Source organism: Erythrobacter sanguineus (assembly GCF_900143235.1).
Classification (GTDB): Bacteria; Pseudomonadota; Alphaproteobacteria; order Sphingomonadales; family Sphingomonadaceae; genus Erythrobacter; species Erythrobacter sanguineus.
In genome coordinates, this window is the sequence record NZ_FRDF01000005.1 from 178,378 (window position 1) to 199,022 (window position 20,645).

At 64.1% G+C, this 20,645-nt stretch carries 19 protein-coding genes; 10 read left to right on the forward strand and 9 right to left on the reverse strand.

What is annotated here, in order from left to right; translation table 11 throughout:
• The first annotated feature begins 4 nt into the window (after nucleotides 1-4).
• Together hemW and BUA05_RS05565 are read left to right on the forward strand one after the other, a co-directional pair.
• A complete protein-coding gene (gene hemW / locus BUA05_RS05560; RefSeq protein ID WP_072673665.1) occupies nucleotides 5-1,156 on the forward strand; it encodes a radical SAM family heme chaperone HemW in 1,152 nt (383 codons plus the stop codon).
• Nucleotides 1,153-2,058, forward strand: a complete 906-nt coding sequence (locus tag BUA05_RS05565) for a tyrosine recombinase XerC (RefSeq protein ID WP_072673666.1) — start codon at nucleotides 1,153-1,155, stop codon at nucleotides 2,056-2,058. The genes hemW and BUA05_RS05565 overlap by 4 nt, the downstream gene beginning before the upstream one ends.
• Here BUA05_RS05565 and BUA05_RS05570 read toward each other — a convergent pair.
• The 4 genes from BUA05_RS05570 to rsmI all read right to left on the reverse strand — a co-directional run bounded on the left by BUA05_RS05570 (nucleotide 2,049) and on the right by rsmI (nucleotide 5,003).
• Complete coding sequence (locus BUA05_RS05570) at nucleotides 2,049-2,672, reverse strand: DedA family protein (RefSeq protein WP_072673667.1); 624 nt, start codon at nucleotides 2,670-2,672, stop codon at nucleotides 2,049-2,051. The two genes, BUA05_RS05565 and BUA05_RS05570, sit on opposite strands and share 10 nt — an antisense overlap.
• 28 nt (nucleotides 2,673-2,700) lie before the next feature.
• Nucleotides 2,701-3,672 (reverse strand): glutathione synthase, encoded by a 972-nt coding sequence (gshB, locus tag BUA05_RS05575; protein ID WP_072673668.1) that lies wholly within the window; start codon nucleotides 3,670-3,672, stop codon nucleotides 2,701-2,703.
• Between the two features lie 105 nt (nucleotides 3,673-3,777).
• Nucleotides 3,778-4,149: a YraN family protein gene (locus BUA05_RS05580; RefSeq protein ID WP_072673669.1), complete on the reverse strand. Its 372-nt coding sequence runs from the start codon at nucleotides 4,147-4,149 to the stop codon at nucleotides 3,778-3,780.
• A complete protein-coding gene (gene rsmI, locus BUA05_RS05585; RefSeq protein WP_072673729.1) occupies nucleotides 4,146-5,003 on the reverse strand; it encodes a 16S rRNA (cytidine(1402)-2'-O)-methyltransferase in 858 nt (285 codons plus the stop codon). Before rsmI ends, BUA05_RS05580 begins: the two co-directional genes overlap by 4 nt.
• Nucleotides 5,004-5,045: 42 nt before the next feature.
• On the opposite strand from rsmI, the gene BUA05_RS05590 reads away from it, so the two are divergent.
• From BUA05_RS05590 to BUA05_RS05610, 5 genes are all read left to right on the forward strand, one after another.
• Nucleotides 5,046-6,254 (forward strand): penicillin-binding protein activator, encoded by a 1,209-nt coding sequence (locus BUA05_RS05590; protein WP_072673670.1) that lies wholly within the window; start codon nucleotides 5,046-5,048, stop codon nucleotides 6,252-6,254.
• A 56-nt stretch (nucleotides 6,255-6,310) separates the two neighbouring features.
• Entirely contained in the window at nucleotides 6,311-8,311 is a 2,001-nt protein-coding gene (parE, locus tag BUA05_RS05595) for a DNA topoisomerase IV subunit B (RefSeq protein WP_072673671.1), read from the forward strand.
• A complete protein-coding gene (locus tag BUA05_RS05600) occupies nucleotides 8,304-9,524 on the forward strand; it encodes an alpha/beta fold hydrolase (protein ID WP_072673672.1) in 1,221 nt (406 codons plus the stop codon). The genes parE and BUA05_RS05600 overlap by 8 nt, the downstream gene beginning before the upstream one ends.
• Nucleotides 9,525-9,546: 22 nt before the next feature.
• Nucleotides 9,547-10,857, forward strand: a complete 1,311-nt coding sequence (locus BUA05_RS05605) for a serine hydrolase (RefSeq protein WP_158093691.1) — start codon at nucleotides 9,547-9,549, stop codon at nucleotides 10,855-10,857.
• 92 nt (nucleotides 10,858-10,949) lie between these two features.
• On the forward strand, nucleotides 10,950-11,813 hold the full coding sequence (locus BUA05_RS05610) for an AAA family ATPase (RefSeq protein WP_072673674.1): 864 nt from the start codon (nucleotides 10,950-10,952) through the stop codon (nucleotides 11,811-11,813).
• On the opposite strand, the gene BUA05_RS05615 is transcribed toward BUA05_RS05610, so the two are convergent.
• Together BUA05_RS05615 and BUA05_RS05620 are read right to left on the reverse strand one after the other, a co-directional pair.
• On the reverse strand, nucleotides 11,814-12,665 hold the full coding sequence (locus tag BUA05_RS05615; RefSeq protein ID WP_245790098.1) for a L,D-transpeptidase family protein: 852 nt from the start codon (nucleotides 12,663-12,665) through the stop codon (nucleotides 11,814-11,816).
• Between the two features lie 230 nt (nucleotides 12,666-12,895).
• On the reverse strand, nucleotides 12,896-14,296 hold the full coding sequence (locus BUA05_RS05620) for a methyl-accepting chemotaxis protein (protein ID WP_072673676.1): 1,401 nt from the start codon (nucleotides 14,294-14,296) through the stop codon (nucleotides 12,896-12,898).
• A gap of 132 nt (nucleotides 14,297-14,428) precedes the next feature.
• Between BUA05_RS05620 and BUA05_RS05625 the strand changes: the two genes are divergently transcribed.
• Entirely contained in the window at nucleotides 14,429-15,613 is a 1,185-nt protein-coding gene (locus BUA05_RS05625) for a vWA domain-containing protein (RefSeq protein WP_072673677.1), read from the forward strand.
• Between the two features lie 55 nt (nucleotides 15,614-15,668).
• Here the strand turns inward: BUA05_RS05625 and BUA05_RS05630 are convergent, their stop codons facing one another.
• Together BUA05_RS05630 and BUA05_RS05635 are read right to left on the reverse strand one after the other, a co-directional pair.
• Complete coding sequence (locus BUA05_RS05630; protein ID WP_072673730.1) at nucleotides 15,669-16,961, reverse strand: spinster family MFS transporter; 1,293 nt, start codon at nucleotides 16,959-16,961, stop codon at nucleotides 15,669-15,671.
• Between the two features lie 66 nt (nucleotides 16,962-17,027).
• Entirely contained in the window at nucleotides 17,028-18,230 is a 1,203-nt protein-coding gene (locus BUA05_RS05635; RefSeq protein ID WP_072673678.1) for an exo-beta-N-acetylmuramidase NamZ family protein, read from the reverse strand.
• A gap of 72 nt (nucleotides 18,231-18,302) precedes the next feature.
• Between BUA05_RS05635 and BUA05_RS05640 the strand changes: the two genes are divergently transcribed.
• The gene (locus BUA05_RS05640; protein WP_072673679.1) at nucleotides 18,303-18,803 is read left to right on the forward strand and encodes a TspO/MBR family protein; all 501 of its coding nucleotides are present in this window, start codon (nucleotides 18,303-18,305) and stop codon (nucleotides 18,801-18,803) included.
• On the opposite strand, the gene BUA05_RS05645 is transcribed toward BUA05_RS05640, so the two are convergent.
• Entirely contained in the window at nucleotides 18,790-19,305 is a 516-nt protein-coding gene (locus BUA05_RS05645) for a DOMON domain-containing protein (RefSeq protein ID WP_072673680.1), read from the reverse strand. The two genes, BUA05_RS05640 and BUA05_RS05645, sit on opposite strands and share 14 nt — an antisense overlap.
• 77 nt (nucleotides 19,306-19,382) lie before the next feature.
• Between BUA05_RS05645 and tyrS the strand changes: the two genes are divergently transcribed.
• Nucleotides 19,383-20,627, forward strand: a complete 1,245-nt coding sequence (gene tyrS, locus BUA05_RS05650) for a tyrosine--tRNA ligase (protein ID WP_072673681.1) — start codon at nucleotides 19,383-19,385, stop codon at nucleotides 20,625-20,627.
• Nucleotides 20,628-20,645 lie beyond the last annotated feature (18 nt).

A 20,645-nucleotide genomic window follows, 5' to 3' on the forward strand; every position in this document is an offset into this window, starting at 1 on the left:
GCTCATGGCCCGCGCGCTTTATATCCATTGGCCCTTCTGTGCGAAGAAATGCCCCTATTGCGACTTCAACTCGCACGTCCGGGCGAGCGTCGATGTCGCAGGCTGGCAGGCGGCGCTGATCGCAGACATGCGGGCCGAGGCGGAAATTGCAGGCGGCGAGGCACTCACATCGATCTTTTTCGGCGGCGGCACGCCTTCACTTATGCCGCCCGCGCTGGTCGCGGCATTGCTGGGTGAGGCGGAGCGGTTGTGGGGTTTCGATCCCACGATCGAGATCACACTGGAAGCCAACCCCTCCTCGGTCGAAGCGGCGAATTTCGCGGCGCTGGCGGGTGCGGGGGTGAACCGCGTCTCGCTCGGGGTGCAGTCGCTGGACGATGACGAGTTGCGCTTTCTCGGGCGGCTGCACGGGGCGCACGAGGCACTGGCGGCGCTGGAGACGGCGCAGGCGCATTTCGGACGGGTCAGCTTCGACCTGATCTATGCCCTGCCCGGCCACACGCCCGACCTCTGGCGCGAACGGCTGACCCGGGCGCTGTCCTTCGGCACCGGGCACCTGTCGCTCTATCAACTCACCATCGAACCCGGCACCCGCTTTGCCAGCGATGTGCGGCGCGGGCGGCTGACCCCGCTGGACGACGATGCCGCCGCGGAGCTGTTCGACATCACGCAGGAACTGACCGAGGCCGCAGGGCTGCCCGCCTACGAAACCAGCAACCACGCCCGCGTGGGCGAGGAAAGCCGCCACAACCTCGTTTATTGGCGGTATCAGGATTATTGCGGCATCGGCCCCGGCGCGCACGGACGGCGCGCCGCGATGGCGACAGTGCGGCACAAGAAGCCGGAAAATTTCCTCGGATCGGTCGGGATGAAAGGCAATGGTATTGCCGAGGCACACAGCCTTGATGTGCGCGAACGGGCGGCCGAGGCGCTGCTGATGGGGCTGCGACTGGCCGAGGGCATTGATCTTGCCGACCTTGAAACCCGTTTCGCCTTGCCGCGCAAGGCACTGATCAACCACAGTAATCTGACCGGGCTGTGCGCGCTTGGACTGATGTGGCAGCAGGATTCCCGCATCGGTGTCGCCCCGCCGGGCCGCGCGCTGCTGGATGCGCTGCTGGCCGAGGTGGTTGCCGATGAACTGGTGGCGGCATGAGCGCGCCTGCGATCATCGCCGAATGGCGCGCGCACCTTGCTGATAACCGCCGCCGATCTCCGCACACGGTGCGCGCCTATGTGGCTGCGGCAGAACGTCTGGTCGGCGCGGGCGGACTGGAGGATTGGCAGGCCGTCGCCCGCACCGAAGCCCACCACCTGCGCGCCCATCTTGCCGCGCGCCGGGCCGCCGGGCTTGGCAATGCCAGCACCGCGCGCGAACTGTCTGCGCTGAAGGCCTTCATCAGCTTCGCGCGTCAGCAGGCGGGTGATCCCGACCCCGCCCCGCCCCGGGTCAGAGGACCGCGGCTGAAGAAAGGCCTGCCCCGCCCCGTGACCCCCGATGAGGCCGTGAACATCACCGATCTGGTCGATGGCCTGGCGGGAGAAGACTGGATCGGCGCGCGTGATCGGGCCGTGCTGCTGCTGCTTTACGGATCGGGCCTGCGGATTGCCGAGGCGCTGTCGCTGACCGGGCGCGACGCAATTCTGGGAGAGGTGCTGCAAGTCGCCGGGAAGGGCGGCAAGCAGCGCATGGTGCCGGTGTTGCCGATTACCCGCGCCGCTATCGCCGAATATGCGCAGCAGTGCCCATGGCCGCTTCGCGCAAAGGAGCCCCTGTTCCGGGGTGCCAAGGGCGGCGCCTTGTCGCCCGGCATGGTGCAGAAGGCGATGGCGCAGGCGCGCCGCGCGCTGGGCCTGCCCGATACCGCCACGCCCCACGCCCTGCGGCACTCATTCGCCACCCATCTGCTGGGCGCGGGCGCCGACTTGCGATCCTTGCAGGAATTGCTGGGCCATGCCTCGCTGGGGTCAACCCAGATCTACACCCGCGTCGACGCCGCCAGTCTGCTGGAAAATTATCGCAATGCCCACCCGCGCGCGGGCCGCGATCAGGCCTGATCGTCGTTCAGGGGAACCTTGGCCGGACGCCATGTGATCACGCGGTAAAGATAGATCACGATCACGGCAGCCATCATCACCACGGCGACCCAACCGTAATATTCATCAAACTGGCTGAAATTGTTGCGCAGCACATAGCCGACGCCGATCAGCACAATGTTCCAGATGCCGGTGCCCAGCATCGTCCAGAGCAGAAAGCGGACCTGCGGCATCAACAGCATGCCCGCGGGCAGCGAGATCATGGTGCGCACCTGCGGCAGGAACCGCGCCCAGAATACGATGACACTGTCGAACCGTTTGAAGATGGTGATAATCTTCTCGACCTCGGCCCAGTCCAGCGTCAGCCAGCGGCCATAGCGATCGATCAGCGGCTTGAAGCGTTCGTATCCCACGAGCCGACCGATCCAGTACCACACCCAGTTACCCGCCACCGCGCCGACGGTACCAGCGGCCACCGCATCGGCAAACGTCAGCTTGCCATCGACGACTGCCATCCCGGTCAGCCCCATGATCACCTCGGACGGGATCGGCGGGAACACGTTTTCGAGGAACATCGCAATCGCGATTCCCAAATAACCCCAGGCCTCGACAAGGGCGATCAAGCGTTCGGTCATGGCATCATCATCCGTTGCGGGAGAGAGATTAGTCGATAGCGGACCGGCGATCGGCAAGCCGCCGCTCGATCGCATCCCAGATCAGGCCTGCCGTATCAGTGTTGTTGAACCGGTCAATCGCCACGATCCCGGTGGGCGATGTAACGTTGATTTCGGTCAGCCACTTGCCACCGATCACATCGATGCCAACAAAGGTCAGGCCGAGCTGTTTCAGATCCGGGCCGAGTGCATCGCAGATTTCCTGTTCGCGCGCCGTCAACTCGGTCGCCTGCGCGCTGCCGCCCATGGCCAGGTTCGATCGGAACTCGCCCTCTCCCGGCACGCGGTTGATTGCGCCTGCAACCTCGCCATCGACCAGCACGATGCGCTTGTCACCCTCGGCCACCTCGGGAAGGAAGGGCTGGACCATGTGCGGTTCGGGCCAGGTCTGGTTGAACACCTCGAACAGCGCGGTCAGGTTTTCGGCATTTTCGCCGATGCGGAAGATCGCCTTGCCGCCATTGCCGTGGATCGGCTTGACCACGATCGCGCCGTGTTTCGCCATGAAGCGCCGCACTTCCTCGACCGAGCGTGTCACCAGTGTCGGCGGCATGAAACGGCGGTAATTCAGCACCATCACCTTTTCGGGCGCATTGCGGACATTGGCCGGGTTGTTGACCACCAGCGTCGTGGGCGCGATCCGTTCAAGCATGTGGGTGGCGGTGATGTAACCCATGTGAAACGGCGGATCCTGCCGCATCAGCACGACATCGATATCCTTGCCGAGATCGAGCCGCACCTGATCGCCGCGGGTGAAATGATCCCCCACGACCCGCTGCACCGTCACCGGAAAGACATGGGCGAACAGGCGATCATCCTCGTCAAGCGTCAGGCTTTCGACATGATATTCGTAGACCTTATGCCCCCGCGCCTGTGCAGCCAGCATCAGCGCAAAGGAACTGTCGCCCGCGATGTTGATGCGATCAATGGGGTCCATCTGGACAGCGACACGCAAGCTCATTCTTTCCGCTCCATTCAAACTTCAGTCGCCGCAGATCCGGCTGCGAAGGGCACTCCTGCCTAAAAAGCAGGCAGCGATATTGACCCAGTCAAGGGCTGCCCAATTTCAAGGCATCCATGCGTTCTCGATGTGGGTGGGTTTGCAACCCGGTGCAAGCAGGATCACATCAATACGGATATCCTCGCCCCCAGCGGCATATTCATGCGCCACGCATTCCACCGCCGCTGCCACGCGGGCAAGCCGGCGTTCGTCGATGGCATCGGCAAGCGCAGCCGGGCGGGCGCGCCATTTGACCTCGACAAAGGCGACCAGCCCGGGCTTGCGGGCGATCAGATCAATCTCGCCGGCTTTCGTTTTTACCCGTTCGGCGAGGATCAGCCAGCCCTGCCGGGCGAGGAACATCGCCGCTTCGGCCTCCCCCTCGCGCCCGCGCTGGTCGGCGCTGCGGCGTTCACCCGGAGTGCGGTGGGCGGTCATTGCCCCTTCAGCTCCACTGCGCGGGCATACAGCGTCTGACGGTCGAGCCCGGTTGCCTTGGTCACCCGCGCGGCTGCCTTGCTGGGCGAAGCCTCCGTCAGCGCGGCGCGCAACAGGGCATCGGGATCGGCGACGGGCTGATCTTCGGCGGCAGGCGGGCCAACCAGCAGCACGATCTCGCCCTTGGGGGGATGCGCGGCATAGTGATCGGCGAGCTTGGCTGCCGATCCGCTGCGGCATTCCTCGTGCAGCTTGGTGAGTTCACGCGCCACCGCGACCTCGCGCGCGGGCCACAGAGCCGCAATCGCCCTCAGGCTGCGTTCGAGCCGCGGCGCGGTTTCGTAGAATACCAGCGTGCCCCCCACGCCTGCCAGACCGGACAACACATCCTCACGCGCCTTGTCCTTGACCGGCAGGAACCCTGCAAACAGGAAACGGTCGCTCGGCAGACCGGACATCGCAAGCCCGGCAATCGCTGCGCAGGCACCCGGTATGGTGACGACATTCACCCCAGCCTCGCGCGCCTCGCGCACCAGACGGTAGCCGGGATCGGAGATCAGCGGCGTGCCGGCATCGCTCACCAGTGCCACCGGCGCACCGCGCGCCATGTCGATCAGCCGTGCGCGCACCTCGGGCGGAGCGTGATCGTCAAGCCGTTGGAGCCGGGCCTTGATCCCCAGGTGCTTCAGCAATTTGCCCGTCACCCGCGTATCCTCGCAAGCCACCACAGCGCAACCGCCCAGCACGGCAATCGCCCGCAACGTGATGTCGGCAAGATTGCCAATCGGGGTTGCCACGATATAGAGGCCCGGTTCGGGTATCCCGGACGGGATGGATGGAAGCTCGCTCGTCATCACGGGGCAGAGCATTGAAGCACCAATGAAGGGTCGGCAAGGATGAAGCTTACGGGATCGCCGAAATGGGTTGGCTGGCTGGCGACCGCCGCTGGTGTCTTTCACCGCCGCAACCTTGCCATTGCTGGCGCGGCGATGCTGGCTGCCGGTTGCCAGATCATCCCCAAGACCGATGTTTCCACCGCTCCGCCCCCGCCCGCGCCCACGCCGGAACCATCGGCCACCGCATTGCCGACCGATTCCGGCCGTCACCGCATCGCGCTGCTGGTGCCGATGAGCGGCAATACCGGCCCGGTCGGTCAGTCGATTGCCAATGCCACCACCATGGCGCTGCTGGATACTGGCGCGGATACCCTGCGGATCACCACCTACGACACCTCGACCGGAGTCGCAGGCGCTGCGCGGCAGGCAATTGCCGATGGCAACCGGCTGATTCTCGGCCCCTTGATGGGTGATGCCGTGCCCGCAGTGCAGTCCGCTGCGCGCGGGGCCGGGGTGCCGGTGATCAGCTTCTCCAACGACACCACCGTCGCTGCGTCCGATGTGTTCGTGATGGGCCACAATCCCGAACAATCGATCCGGCGCGCGGTGCAATATGCCCGCGGCCAGGGATCGAACCGCTTTGCCGCCCTGTTGCCCGATGGCGATTACGGCCAGCGTTCGGTCTTTGCGGTCGAGAATGCGCTGCGCGATTACGGCGGTGCGCTGGTCGGGCGCGAAAGCTATGCCCGCGGCAACACCTCGATCGTCAGCGCGGCCCAGCGCCTGCGCGCAGCCGGCGGCTATGATACGGTGCTGATCGCTGACAGCGCCCGGCTCGGCATCGAAGCGGCGGACGAGCTGCAACGCGGAGCGGACCCGCGCGCCCGCATCCTTGGCACCGAATTGTGGAGCGGCGAGTCCGTGCTTGCCCGCGCCGCTTCGATGGAGGGTGCGATCTTCGCGGCTGTCTCCGACCAGCGTTACAAGCGGTTTGCCGATAGTTACGAAGCGCGCTTCGCGGCGAAACCCTATCGCGTGGCGACGCTGGGTTATGATGCGGTTCTGCTGACCTTGCGGATTGCGCGCGAATGGAAGGTCGGCGCGCCCTTCCCCAAGAACGCGCTTTATGATCGCGGCGGGTTTCTCGGGGTTGACGGGCCGTTCCGCTTCGCCCGCACCGGCATTGCCGAACGCGCGCTCGAAGTGCGCGAAGTGCGCAGCGGCGAGGTGATTGCGGTCGATCCGGCGCCAACCGGCTTTGGTCGTTGAGCAAAACCGGCGCGCACCGCTTGTGACGAGGGCGCGCGCCGGCCTATAGCTTGCCCATGTCCGACACCACCCCTGACGATCTGTTTGCCAACACCCCGACTTCGAGCGGCGATTACAACGCTTCTGCGATCGAAGTGCTCGAAGGGCTTGAACCCGTCCGCCGCCGCCCCGGCATGTATATTGGCGGCACGGACGACCGCGCGCTGCACCACCTCGCCGCCGAGGTGCTCGACAATGCGATGGACGAAGCGGTGGCAGGCCATGCCACCCGGATCGAGATGCGGCTGGAAGAAGGCAACCGCCTGTCGATCGCGGATAATGGCCGCGGCATCCCGGTCGACGAACATCCCAAGTTTCCCGGCAAATCCACGCTTGAGGTGATCCTTGCCACGCTCCATTCGGGCGGCAAGTTCTCAGGGAAAGCCTATGCCACCAGCGGCGGCCTGCACGGCGTGGGGGTAAGCGTGGTCAATGCGCTGTCATCGCATACCCGTGTCGAAGTCGCGCGCGACCGCCAGCTTTACGCGCAGGAGTTTTCGCGCGGGATCACGCAAGGCGGGCTGCAAACCCTTGGCGCGGCCCCCAACCGGCGCGGCACCACCGTCAGCTTCACCCCCGACACCGAGATTTTCGGGGATAGGCAATTCAAGCCCGCGCGCCTCTTCAAGCTCGCCCGGTCCAAGGCCTATCTGTTCGCCGGGGTCGAGATCCGCTGGAAATGCGCCGCCTCGCTGGTCAGCGATGATGTTCCGGCCGAGGCGGTGTTCAAATTCCCCGGCGGTCTGGCCGATCACCTGGCCGAACAGGTCGGCACGCGCGAATGCGTGACCGCACAGCCCTTTACCGGGATGCAGGAGTTTCCGCAGGCTGACGGAACCGGACAGGGCCGGGCCGAATGGGCGATTGCATGGCCGCTCTATTCCGACGGTTCGACCAGCTGGTATTGCAACACCGTGCCCACGCCGGACGGCGGCACCCACGAACAGGGCTTGCGCATGGCGCTCACCCGGGGCTTGCGGGCCTTTGGCGAACTGGTCGGCGCGAAGAAGGCCAAGGATATCACCGCCGATGATGTGATGACCGGGGCAGAGGTGATGCTGAGCGTCTTCATCCGCGATCCGCAGTTCCAGTCCCAGACCAAGGACCGCCTGACCTCGCCCGAAGCAGCACGGCTGGTCGAAAACGCGGTGCGCGACCATTTCGACCATTTCCTCACCGACAATATGGAGCGCGGCAAGGCGCTGCTCGGCGAAGTGATGGAGCGCATGGATGAACGGCTCAAGCGCAAGCAGGAGCGCGAGATCAAGCGCAAGAGCGCGACCAACGCCAAGAAGTTGCGCCTGCCCGGAAAGTTGACCGATTGTTCCGGCGAAGGCGGGCGCGAGACCGAATTGTTCATCGTTGAAGGTGACAGCGCAGGCGGCAGCGCCAAGCAGGCGCGTGATCGCAAATCGCAGGCGATCCTGCCGATCCGCGGCAAGATCCTCAATGTTGCGTCCGCCACCAACGACAAGATTCGCGCCAATTCGGAAATCGCCGACCTGGCGCTGGCGCTGGGCTGCGGCACCCGCAAGGACTGCGACGCCGAGGCGCTGCGCTATGACCGGATCATCATCATGACCGACGCCGATGTCGACGGCGCGCATATTGCAACCTTGCTGATGACGTTCTTCTTTCAGGAAATGCCCGACATCGTGAAGAAGGGCCATCTGTTCCTCGCCCAGCCCCCGCTTTATCGTCTGACCGCCGGCAAGGAGAGCCGCTATGCCCGCGACGATGCGCACCGGGCCGAACTGGAAGCCACGGTATTCAAGGGCAAGAAGGTCGAAGTCAGCCGCTTCAAGGGTCTGGGCGAGATGAACCCCCAGCAATTGCGCGAAACCACCATGGCACCCGAAACACGCGGGCTGATCCGGATCACCCTGCCGCAGGAATTCGAACAGCGCGCAGGCGTGGCGCGGCTGGTGGACGAATTGATGGGCCGCAACCCCGAACACCGTTTCAACTTCATCCAGAACCGCGCTGGCGAGGTGGATCGCGCGTCGATCGATGCGTGATGCCATCGGTCCGGTCGCTGATCCGGGCAGCACGGCTTCTGGGCAGCTACGCTGCATCAGGACGGTGCTGGCCGCCGCTGCGATGCTGCTGCTATCGGCCTGCGGGCTGAGGCTGCCCGATCCCACGCCCTATGTCGCAGGCTGCGCCATCAGCGAAGTTGCAGCGCCGCCCGCAGGCGAGGCGCGGTTCTTCTTCCTGTCCAGCGCGCTGCCCGATTGCCGCAACGCAACTCTGGAACTGGCCGCGTTCCGCCATCCCACGCTTACCCATGGCACCGGTCTTTATAGCTGGAAAAATCCGCGCAAGCCGACCGTAGCAGCGCCGCGAGAGGTCATGCCGCCGGTGCTGGCCCAGCATGCCCGCGCGCAGTGGCTGGCCGCGATCGACGAGCAAATGGCCACGCCGGAGGCACAGGGCCGCCTGCTGGTGTTCATCCACGGCTACAACACCACATTCGACGAAGCCCACGAAATGGCAGCCCGGATCGGTGCGCTTGCGGGGGAGGAAATCCCGCTTGTCCTGCTCCACTGGCCCTCTCGTGCCCATCCTCTCAGCTATGCGATTGACGAGGCGACGGTTTCCTGGGCGCAAGGCCCGCTGGATGAAGCGCTGGCGGAACTTTCGGCGCGGGCCGATGATATCACCGTGGTGGCGCACAGCATGGGCGCGCGCACGGCGATCCGTTCGGTCCTGTCGCTCGACAGTTTTCGCCGCGCCCAGCCGGACCGGGTGCGCCGGATTGTGCTCGCTTCGGCCGACGAGGACCGCGACCGGGTGCTGCGTCCCGGCGGGAGCGTGGATCTGATGCTGCGGCACAAACGCCAGATCCTGATCTATTCGAGCTATCGCGACACGCCGCTTGACCTGTCGCGCCGCGCGCATGGTTACGCCCGGCTCGGCAGCACCGATTGCCAGCATGATATCCTTTACGAAAAGCGGATTCTCGGAAAGCACGGCAATTGCCACCGCACGGCCCCGCGTGAAGGGCTGGCTCCGGTCAGCACGAGCCGGATCGATCCGGCCGATCACTATGACCACAGCGATTTCATCGAGGATTGCCGCACCCGCGCCGATTTCCGCGCCTTTTTGCGCGGCGAACCGCCCCCGCCCTTTCGCATCAATATCAGCGAGGGCGATCTGGTCGGCTACGAGATTGCGCCCGACGGGCTTGATCCGGATGGACTTTGTTCCGACAACACGGATCCGGACTGAGGCAGCAAGCGGAGATGATCGGATGAAACGCAAGGATTGTTTTGCTCTGGTTCTGACATCCCTCGCCGCGCTGACGCTTCCTTTCGGGCCGGCAGCCGCGCAGCCCGAGGCACCACAGACGGCAACCGCAGAGCTATCGGCGCTGGAGATGCGCAGCCAGCAGATCGTGGCAGTGATCAACGGCAACCTTGCGCCCGAGGCGGTGTTTACCGATGCCTTTCTCGCGCAGGTTCCCGCAGCGCAGTTCGAGGCGATTTCGCAGCAGGTCACCACCCAGTTCGGCGCGGCTCTTGCGGTTGAAAGCGTCGATCCGCCAATCGGCACGCAGGCCGCACTGGCCATCCGGATGGAGCGCGCCATCGCCCGTGGCAGCATCGCGATCGATCCCGGTTCGGACAACCGCATCGCCGGATTGCTGCTTCAGAATTTTGATCCGGTAGGAGACAGCTTGGCCGGTATCGAGGCCGATCTGGCCGCCCTGCCCGGCAGCGTCAGCGCATGGTTCGGCCCGCTTGATGGCGGGACGCCGCTGATCAGCATCGCCCCCGACAGGCTGATGGCATTGGGCTCCACCTTCAAGCTTTATGTGCTCGCCGCGCTGGCCGAGGAGGTCGCCGCCGGGAAACGCGCGTGGAGCGATGTGGCGGTGCTCGACAGCAAAAGCTTTCCCAGCGGGCAGATGCAGGATTGGCCGCAAGGTGCGCCAGTGACGCTCCACACGCTTGCCAGCATGATGATCTCGATCAGCGACAACACCGCCACCGACCAGCTGATGAGGCTGCTCGGCCGCGACAAGGTGCTGGCGCTGCTGCGGCGCACCGGCCATGCCGCGCCCGCGCTCAACGATCCGTTCATGACCACGCGCGAGATGTTCCTGCTCAAGGGCGGCGATCCGGCCCGGCTTGAGGCCTATCGCAGCGGTGATGCCGCAAAGCGCAGGGCGCTTCTCGCCGGGGTCGAACAAAACCCCGCCAGCCTTGACCAGATCCAGCGCGTGTTCCTTGGCGGCCCGACCGCGATCGATGTCGAATGGCTGGCAAGGGCCGAGGATCTGGTCAAACTGCTTGCCAGCCTGCGCAAGACCGGTAGCACGCAAGCGCTCGGGATCATGGCGATCAATCCCTCGGCCTCGCCCGCCATCCGCGAAAAATGGGCCTATGTCGGTTACAAGGGCGGATCTGAGCCGGGGGTGCTCAATTTCACATGGTTGCTGACCGACAAGGCGGGCCGCGATCACGCGCTGGTGCTGAGCTGGAACAATGCCGAGGCGGCGCTTGACCAATCGGCGTTCGAACTGCTCGGGCAGCGCATCCTTGCCCTGCCGCGCGATTAGCCCTCGTGCTTTTGCCAGCATCGCGCCCCTTGCACCGACGCGGCTCGGCCCTTATCGCTGCGCGTCGAAATTCAGTCTCACAAGGAAACCCGATGTCCGATCAGCAGCAGCAACGTTTTGAAGGCACGAAGTCCTATATCGCCACCGAAGACCTGAAGGTTGCGGTGAACGCCGCGGTCACATTGCGCCGCCCGCTGCTGGTGAAGGGCGAGCCCGGCACCGGCAAAACCGTTCTGGCGCATGAAATCTCCAAGGCGCTGGGCGCGCCGCTGATCGAATGGAACATCAAGTCCACCACCAAAGCGCATCAGGGCCTGTACGAGTATGACGCGGTCGCCCGCCTGCGCGATGGCCAGCTGGGCGACGAGCGCGTTCACGACATCAGGAACTACATCAAGCAGGGCAAGCTGTGGGAAGCCTTCACCGCGCCGCAACTGCCCGTGCTGCTGATCGATGAGATCGACAAGGCCGACATCGAGTTTCCGAACGACCTGCTGCAGGAACTCGACCGGATGAGCTTCGACGTTTACGAAACGCAGGAGCGGATCGAGGCCAAGGAACGCCCGATCGTGGTCATCACCTCGAACAATGAAAAGGAACTGCCCGACGCATTCCTGCGCCGCTGTTTCTTCCATTACATCAAGTTCCCCGATCGCGACACGATGCAGGAAATCATCGACGTCCACTTCCCCGGCATTCAGAAAGTGTTGGTGAAAAAGGCGATGGATATCTTCTACGACCTGCGCGACGTGCCGGGTCTGAAGAAAAAGCCCTCGACCAGCGAGCTGCTCGACTGGCTGAAACTGCTGCTCAACGAGGACATGCCGCTGGAGATCCTGCAGGACAAGAACCCGGCCAGCGCCATTCCCCCGCTGCACGGCGCGCTGCTGAAGAACGAACAGGACATCATGCTGTTTGAACGGCTCGCCTTCATGGCGCGTCGCAATCCGTCCTGATCAACTCACCGCGAAACAATCGATCCCGGCGCGCTTGAGCGCCTTGCACGTGGCATGAGCATCGGGGGCAGAGGTGCGCAGGCGGTAGTATTGCGTCCCGTTCACCACCGCCGGGATCACCGCCATCTCCATGCCGCGCAGCGCCGGACTGCGGGCGGTGAGCGCGTCCCACTGCGCCGTGGCAAGCTCGGGCGAAAGCGCTGCGGCGAGTTGGATTGTCTGTTGTCGCGCCGAAGACGTTGGAACCGGTGCTGACGCAGGTGCGCCTGCACGCGGTACGGCAATTTCGCGCGATGCGGGCAATCTTTGGGCGGGCTTTGCGTCCGCGCGTGCCAGCGCCGGTCTTTTGCGCCGAAGCAGTTCGGGGCTGATCGGCACCAGCGCATCGGTCTTTTGCGCGAGCGCAAGCGCATCGGCATCGCTGGTCAGCGCCTTGTCGGTTACGATCACCGCCGTGCGCGCCGGGGCAGTAAGCGCGAACAGATCACGGGCGAACTTGTCGGGCAATCTGATGCACCCATGCGAGGCGGGATAGCCCGGCAGGTGCCCGGCATGGATCGCAATCCCATCCCACGTCAGGCGCTGCATGAAAGGCATGGGCGCATTGCTGTAGAGGTTCGAGCGGTGGAACTTCTTCTTCTGCAGGATCGCGAACACCCCCGGCGGCGTCTCCTTGCCGCGCTTGCCGGTGGAAACCGGGCTGGAGCGCCAGAATAGGCCGTCGCGCAGCACGTGCATCTGCTGCGAGGGCACGCTGATCACGATGACAACGCCGCTTTCCAGAACTTCACCAACGCTGCGGGTCGGAGGGGATTCGGGAACCACTTCGGGCGCAGGGGTTGGGGTTGGCACAGGCGTTGGCATAGCCGTTGGCACAGCCGTTTGTCCTGCGGCTACCCCGGGTTGGTCCGGCGCCGCGCCCTGCGCGTCAGGCACGCAGGCCGATGCGAGCAAGGCGCTTGCCAGCAGCCAGACCGGATTGGCTCGTGAGCGTGGCAACGCGCACCTCCGTTAACCCCAAAGATTAACGGTTAGCTCGGCACGGCTTACTCGGCAAGGCCTCGCACCCGCGCGCGCCAGCTTCAATCGAAGCTGTAAGCCAGCTCGAAATCGCCCCAGCGCTTGCCCCCGATCACCAATGGGACATAGACGTTGCGGACCACCACATAGGCATTGCCGTCGCCTTCCTGACGATAGACCGCCATCATGTAGGGGGCTCTGCTTGCCTTGGCCTTGCAGTCGATCGCTTCCAGCATGATCCGGCCATTGCGGCAGAACTGGGTGTCATGCGCGACATCGCCCGTGGGCGTGCGTGAACGCTCGGTAAGGTGGGCCGGCAGAAAGCCGTTCATGTCGGTGCAGGCCGCGGCCAGCACACGGCTGTCGCTGGCTTTGGCCCGATCGAGGAAGGGGCGCCATTCGGCATTGGCCCAGTCCGAAAGGCGGGAGCGGAACAGCTGCGGGTTGGTGTTCGGCACGGGCAGGTAATCCGTATCGAACACCGCCCCCATATCGAGCGCACCCGACGCCAGCGCGGCCTCGGTATGCGCCGCCAGTTGCTGCATCATTGTCTGCGCCTGTTCCACCATCGCGCTGTCTTCAGGGCTGAGGCCCGCCTGCACGATGCGGTCGAACATTTCGCTGGCGGTGATTTCCAGCTCCTCCATCTTGCGGTGCGCGCCGTGGAGGCGGTCTTCATTGCTGCGGGCGGCATCATCGAAACTGGTCAGCACGCGCTGCACCTTGTCGACATGGCCGCTGATCGTCCCGGTCGAACGGGTGATGACGTCGTTCTGCTTGTCCACTTCCTCAACCAGCGCGCCGACACTGGCCATCGTGCTTTCGATCTGCGCGACCGAAGATCTGGCATCGCCGCTGGCCCTTGCCCCTGCCTCGATCTGGCCGATGACCATTTCCGCCTCGTCCCCCAGCGCATCAATGGTCTGGGCGATTTCTTCGGTTGCCTTGCGGGTATCTCTGGCGAGGCTCTTCACCTCGCTCGCCACCACTGCGAAGGTACGCCCGGCATCGCCTGCGCGCATGGCCTCGATGGTGGCATTCAGCGCGAGAATATTGGTCGTTTCGGCGATATTGTCGATATCCTGCGCGCTGCGGCGCACTTGCTCCATTGCGGCAGATAGGCTGGTGACATGCTGGCCAAGCGTCTCGACCAGCGCGATCAACGAGCCGATCTGCCCCAGCGAGGACTGGATCAGCAACGCGCCTTCGTTGATCCGGTCAATCGCGCGCTCGGACAAAAGCCGCGCCTCGTCGCTGGCTTCAGCGACCTTGTCCTGATCCGCCTCCAGCGCGCGCACGGTTTCAGCCAGCGCCTCGTGTTCGGAACGCAGGGTTCTGGAAGAGGCGATCACCGCTTCGACCACGCCCGCCACATCGGTGCAACCCACCGTCACCGCCCCGCAGCTTTCGGGAATCATCGCCAGTGCGTGGGCGTTGGCGGTGTCGATGGCGATCTGTTTCATGTGTTTGCGCGGCCCCTTGATGTCGGGACAAGCCTATCCCCGTGATGGTAAGAGAAGGGTTAAATCCTGCTCCGCATGCCCCCTCAAGAATGGGGACTGGTCAGAGAGCATGACCGACGGTAAGCAGCCTTCATGTTCTTCAATTTCATCGACGAGCTGCGCAGCGCCGGGATCGGCGCCAGTTTCAAGGAGCACCTCACGCTGCTTGAGGCGCTTGACCGGGACGTGATCGATCAGACGCCCGAGGCGTTCTATTACCTCTCCCGTGCCACCTTCGTGAAGGATGAAGGCCTGCTCGACCGGTTCGATCAGGTGTTCCACAAGGTGTTCAAGGGGATCATGTCCGATTACGGGCAGAACCCGGTCGACATCCCCGAAGACTGGCTGAAGGCGGTGGCCGAGAAGTTCCTGACGCCCGAGGAAATGGAAAAGATCAAGGCGCTGGGCGATTGGGACGAGATCATGGAGACGTTGAAAAAGCGGCTCGAGGAGCAGGAAAAGCGCCATCAGGGCGGCAACAAGTGGGTCGGCACCGGCGGCACCAGCCCCTTCGGCAATTCGGGCTACAACCCCGAAGGCGTGCGCATCGGCGGCGAGGCTAGGCACGGCAAGGCAATCAAGGTCTGGGAAAAGCGCGAGTTCAAGAACCTCGACAACACCAAGGAATTGGGCACCCGCAACATCAAGATGGCGCTGCGGCGGCTCAGGCGTTTCGCCCGCGAGGGCGCGCAGGATCAGCTCGATATCGACGCCACGATCAAGGGCACGGCCAAGCAGGGCTGGCTCGACATCCACATGCGCGCCGAGCGCCGCAATGCAGTGAAGCTGCTGCTGTTCCTCGATGTCGGCGGGTCGATGGACCCCTTCATCAAGCTGGTCGAGGAGCTGTTCAGCGCCGCCACCAGCGAATTCAAGAACATGGAGTTCTTCTACTTCCACAACTGCCTGTACGAAGGCGTTTGGAAGGACAACAAGCGCCGCTGGCAGGAACGCACCAAGACCTGGGACGTGCTCCACAAATACGGCCACGATTACAAGATCATCTTCGTGGGCGATGCAGCGATGAGCCCTTATGAGGTCACGCACCCCGGCGGCTCGGTTGAGCATATGAACGAGGAAGCGGGCGCGGTGTGGTTGCAGCGCGTGGCCAACACTTACCCTGCGACCGTGTGGCTCAATCCGGTGCCGGAAAAGCAGTGGAACTATTCGCAGTCGACCAAGATGATCAAGCAGCTAGTGAACGACAGGATGTATCCGCTGACGCTCGACGGGCTGGATGATGCGATGCGGGAGTTGAGCCGGAAGCACGGGGCCTGAGCGCGGGAATCGAATTGCCGGGGGCTGGCCCCGGCGCGTCTGCCCGCGCTCCCGATCACCCCTTCTGATCAAGCTCGCGCTCCAAGTGCAGACTGCACCGCCAGAAGAAGAACGCCGGCACCAACCCCAGAAACGCTGCGCCATAGAGCACGTAACGCACGCTTTCCGCGCCGTAGGTCGGCTGCAACAGGTCTGACAGCATCCCGAAAAACAGCGGCCCCAGCCCCAGCCCGATCAGGTTCTGGAAGAACAGCAGGGTCGCCGCCGCAATGGCCCGCGCGCGCGGCGGCACCAGACCCTGCGCCGCCGAATAGGTCGGGCCATAATAGAGCGAATTGAACACGGTCGGGATGAACAGCAAGGCCAGCGCCAGCGGCCATGTCGGTGCCTGATAGGCCGCCAGCGCCAGCGGCACCGTCAGCGCCATGCCGATTGCGGGAGCGCTCAGCACGTGGCGGCGTTTGATCGCGCCGAACCGGTCAGCCAGATAACCACCCAGCAAGGTCCCCAGCATCCCTCCAAACCCGCTCAGCAGGCCAAACCACAGGCCAACCTGTCCCGGAGAAAGATCATGGGTGCGCTGGAAGAAAATCGTGGTCCACGTAGTTTTGCCATAGGCGAGGAACGAGGCCGCTGACCCGGCAAACAGCAGCAGCACGAAGGCCCGTGATCCCATCACCTCCTTAAGCGCCTGCCTGATCGGCAGCGCGGCGGGCTGGTTCTTGCCCCGCAGGATCGTTGCCGCATCGGCCTGACGCGGGTCTTTCAGCACGAACCACACCAGCAACGCCAGCGCCACGCCCGGCAGGCCGACAATCACGAAAGCCTCGCGCCAGCCCACATAATCGGCCAGCGTCCCGCCGATGATCATCCCCAGCAGCGTGCCGACCGGGATGCCGAGCGAATAGAAGGCCAGAGCCGACGAACGCTTCTCGGGCGGCACGATGTCGCTGATCAGCGAATGCGCGGGCGGGGTGCAGCCGGCCTCGCCCACGCCCACGCCGATACGCGCGAGCAGCAATTGGCCGAAATTCTGCGCCAGCCCGCACAGCGCGGTCATCGCCGACCACACGCCAAGCGCGATTGCGATCACCTTGGGCCGGCTGGTCGATGATCGATCCGCAAACCGGGCGATAGGGATGCCAAGCACGGTGTAGAACAGCGCGAAGGCAAGCCCTGTCATCAACCCGATCTGGGTGTCGCTGAGATCGAGGTCTTGGGCGATAGGTTCGGCGAGAATGTTGACGATCTGGCGGTCGATGAAATTGAAGATGTAGACAGTCAGCAGAACCCACAGGGTGACCCTGACAGAACGCGCGCCGGGCATGGTGCCCGTTGTGGATGCCATTCGTTGTTCCTCTCGTTCGGTGGCGATTATGCTCGCCATCCCTGTGCTGCCCTTGCCAGACAGACGTCAGCCGTAAAGCAGATGCCCGCGCACCTCGGCGACCCATGCCGCTTCGTCATGTGACGCCATGACGTCAAGATCATCCGGCATCGCAGCGCTATCATCGACCCACTGGCGCAGCGCAGGCCCGCCATTGATGACGTCAATCGCAAGCCGGCCATGTTCATATTCGTAAGGGAAATCGCGCCACAGCGGATAATCGGGATAGAGCCGCCGTATCGCCTTGAACGCCAGCGCCTGCAACCGCCACGGGCGGAAGGTATGATGGTTGTAGAAACCAGATTCTGCATGTATCATCAAGGCATTGCATAGCTTTCCTGCGTGTTTGTGGAAAGTCGGTTCGAACCAGCATTCGCGCAATGCACAGCCCGTCAGCCACTCCGGCGCTAGGCGCTGCATCTCTGTCAGCACCGCTTTGGCGTCAATATCGGGCGCGCCGAACAACACTTCCAATGGCCGCGTGGTGCCGCGACCTTCTGACAGCGTGGTGCCTTCCAGCATCACGGTGCCGGCATAGCAGCGCGCCATGTTGACGTTGGCGGCATTGGGTGATGGATTGATCCACAGTCGCGCTGTCGGCCAGCCAAAGCCGCCATCGTCGTCCGGACGCCAGCCCTCCATCGCCACCACCTTGTAAGCGACGTCGAGGCCGAAATGCGCGATGAACCAGTGGCCCATCTCGCCCATCGTCAGCCCGTGCCGCATCGGCATCGGCGCAGCGCCGACAAAGCTTTCCTGCCCCGGCACCAGCAGGGTGCCCTCCACCGGGCGGCCCGCGGGATTGGGCCGGTCGAGCACCCAAACCTCCTTGCCCGCCTTTGCCGCTTCTTCCAGCAAATACAGCAGCGTGGTGACGAAGGTGTAGATCCGGCAGCCCAAATCCTGCAGGTCGAACAGGAACACATCCGCGCTCGCCATCATCGCCGGGGTCGGACTGCGCACCTCACCATAGAGCGAATAGACCGGGATGCGGTAATGCGGATCGAACTCGTCCGCAGTCTCGACCATATTGTCCTGCTTGTCGCCCTTGAGCCCGTGCTGCGGGCCGAAGGCGCTGGAGATACTCACGCCAGCAGCGATGAGCGCATCAAGGCTGTGGGTGAGATCAGCGGTAACGCTCGCCGGATGCGCCACCAGCGCCACGCGGCGGCCCTTCAATTGCGCAAGCAGTGCGGGATCGGCGATCAGCCGGTCAATTCCTGTCTTCATACTGGGACGGGTTGAAGCAGCGCCGCGGCAAAGGCAATGGCATTTGCGCGGGCAATCCCTATATGCCGTTGCATGGATTGGACCAACGCCCTTATCGCCGCCGCCTGGGCAATCATCCTTGGCGGCGCGGGCGGCGCGCTGACCGACATCGGACAATGGTATCGCGAGTTGAAAAAGCCGCGCTGGCAGCCGCCCGATTGGCTGTTCGGCCCGGCCTGGACCACGATCCTCGGGCTGGCCGGCTGGAGTTTCTATATCGGCCTGACCAAGGCCCCCTCACCCGAGGCGCGGGCCGCGGTGTTCGTCCTGTTCGGCGCGAATTTCGTGCTGCATTTCGCGTGGTCGCCATTGTTCTTCAAACTCAAGCGGCCCGACTGGGCGCTAGCGGAAAACGTGTTGCTGTGGTGCTCGGTCACCGCGCTGATGGTGGTGTTGCCGCGTCTTGCAGGGGATAGCCTGGCAGGCTGGCTCAACGCGCCCTATTTCATCTGGGTGAGTTTCGCCTTCGTGCTCAACGCCACGATCGTGAAACTGAACGCCCCGTTCGGCAAGGAAGGCCTCAGCGCTCGATAATCAGCTGGCGGCAAGCTTCGGAGTGGAACTCGGGCTTGCCCGGCGGGAAGGCCAGCGCCCAGAATTGCATCCCGCCATCGGGATGTTCGACAATCGCATTGAGGGCGACCTGCGCAGGCGCTGGCAATTCGGCGGCGATGCTGGCCTTCAGCACCAATCCTTCGTCATCATGCACACAAGAAATCGCAAGCGCATCAACCGGCGCATCGCGCATGCCTTCGCGGAAGGAATCGAAATCATAGGCTGCCCAGCACCCCGAGGGGGAGAGGTTGAATTCGCGGTACCAGGTCCCGCCCAGCGGCTGCCAGAAGATTTCGAAACAGGTGGTCTTCCACAGATTGTCCCTTCGCACGGGCGCAACCGCGGGCGGCAGGATGATCGCCGGGATCTTGCCATCAAGCCGGAATTCGGCCTCGCAGCCTTGCGCTGTAGCCGTGACGGAGGCGGTGACGGCGCGGATTGGACCAAGGTTGCAGGTCTGGTGAAGCATGAGCGGGTGCATCAACCTGCCATGCCGCCCGGACGGGGATCGGGCAAGTCTCTTCCCGTCGCCCTTCCCCGCTGTTAAGCGCGGCCCCCATGACCAGCTACGAATCCGCCCTGATGCGCCTGCTCGACGAGCGCGGCTATATCCACCAGACGACCGACGCCGCCGGGCTTGATGCCCTGGCCGCAAAGCAGATCGTGCCGGGCTATATCGGCTTTGATGCGACCGCGCCTTCGCTCCATGTCGGCAGTCTGGTGCAGATCATGATGCTGCGCCGCTTGCAGCAGGCCGGGCACAAGCCAATCGTGGTGATGGGCGGCGGGACCACCAAGATCGGCGATCCTTCGGGCAAGGATGAAAGCCGCAAGCTGCTGACCCCCGATATCATCGACGCCAATATCGCATCGATCTTCACTGTTTTCGAAAAGCTGCTGACCTTCGCACCTGCAGGGGAAATGGGCGGGCCGACCGATGCGGTGATGGTCAATAATGACGAATGGCTTTCGGGCCTTGGCTATATTGACCTGCTGCGCGACGTGGGCCCGCACTTCACCATCAACCGGATGCTGACCTTCGATTCGGTCAAGCTCCGGCTGGAACGCGAACAGCCGCTCACCTTCCTCGAATTCAACTACATGATCCTGCAGGCCTATGACTTTGTCGAGCTGGCGCGGCGCTACGGCTGCCGCCTGCAGATGGGCGGCAGCGACCAGTGGGGCAATATCGTCAACGGCATGGAGCTCGGTCGCAGGCTGGAAGGGCGCGAGCTGTTCGGCCTCACCACGCCGCTGCTGACCACCGCCGATGGTGCCAAGATGGGCAAGACCGCGAGCGGGGCGGTATGGCTGAACGAAGCGCAGCTCCCGGCCTACGATTTCTGGCAATACTGGCGCAATGTCGATGACCGCGACGTAGGCCGGTTCCTGCGCCTGTTCACCGATCTGCCGCTCGACGAGATCGCCCGGCTCGAAGCGCTTGAAGGAGCGGACATCAACGCGGCCAAGACTGTGCTCGCCAACGAGGTGACAAGGCTGGTGCGCGGGCCCGAGGCCGCGACCCGCGCCGAAGCCACCGCGCGCGAAACCTTCGCCGGGAGCGGCGCGGGCGAAGATCTGCCCAGCCTTGCAACCGGCGCCGAAGGAATGCGCATCGCCGCCTTGCTGACCGAACTGGGCCTGACCGCTTCGAACGGAGAGGCCAAGCGCAAGCTGGCCGAAGGCGCAGTGAAGCTGGAGGGAGAGACCATCACCGATCCTGCGCAGCTTGTCCTTCCGGCTGAAGGGCAGACCCTGCGGCTCAGCCTTGGCAAGAAACGGCACGCGCTGGTGCGGCGCTGACGTTTCGGCACCGCTTTG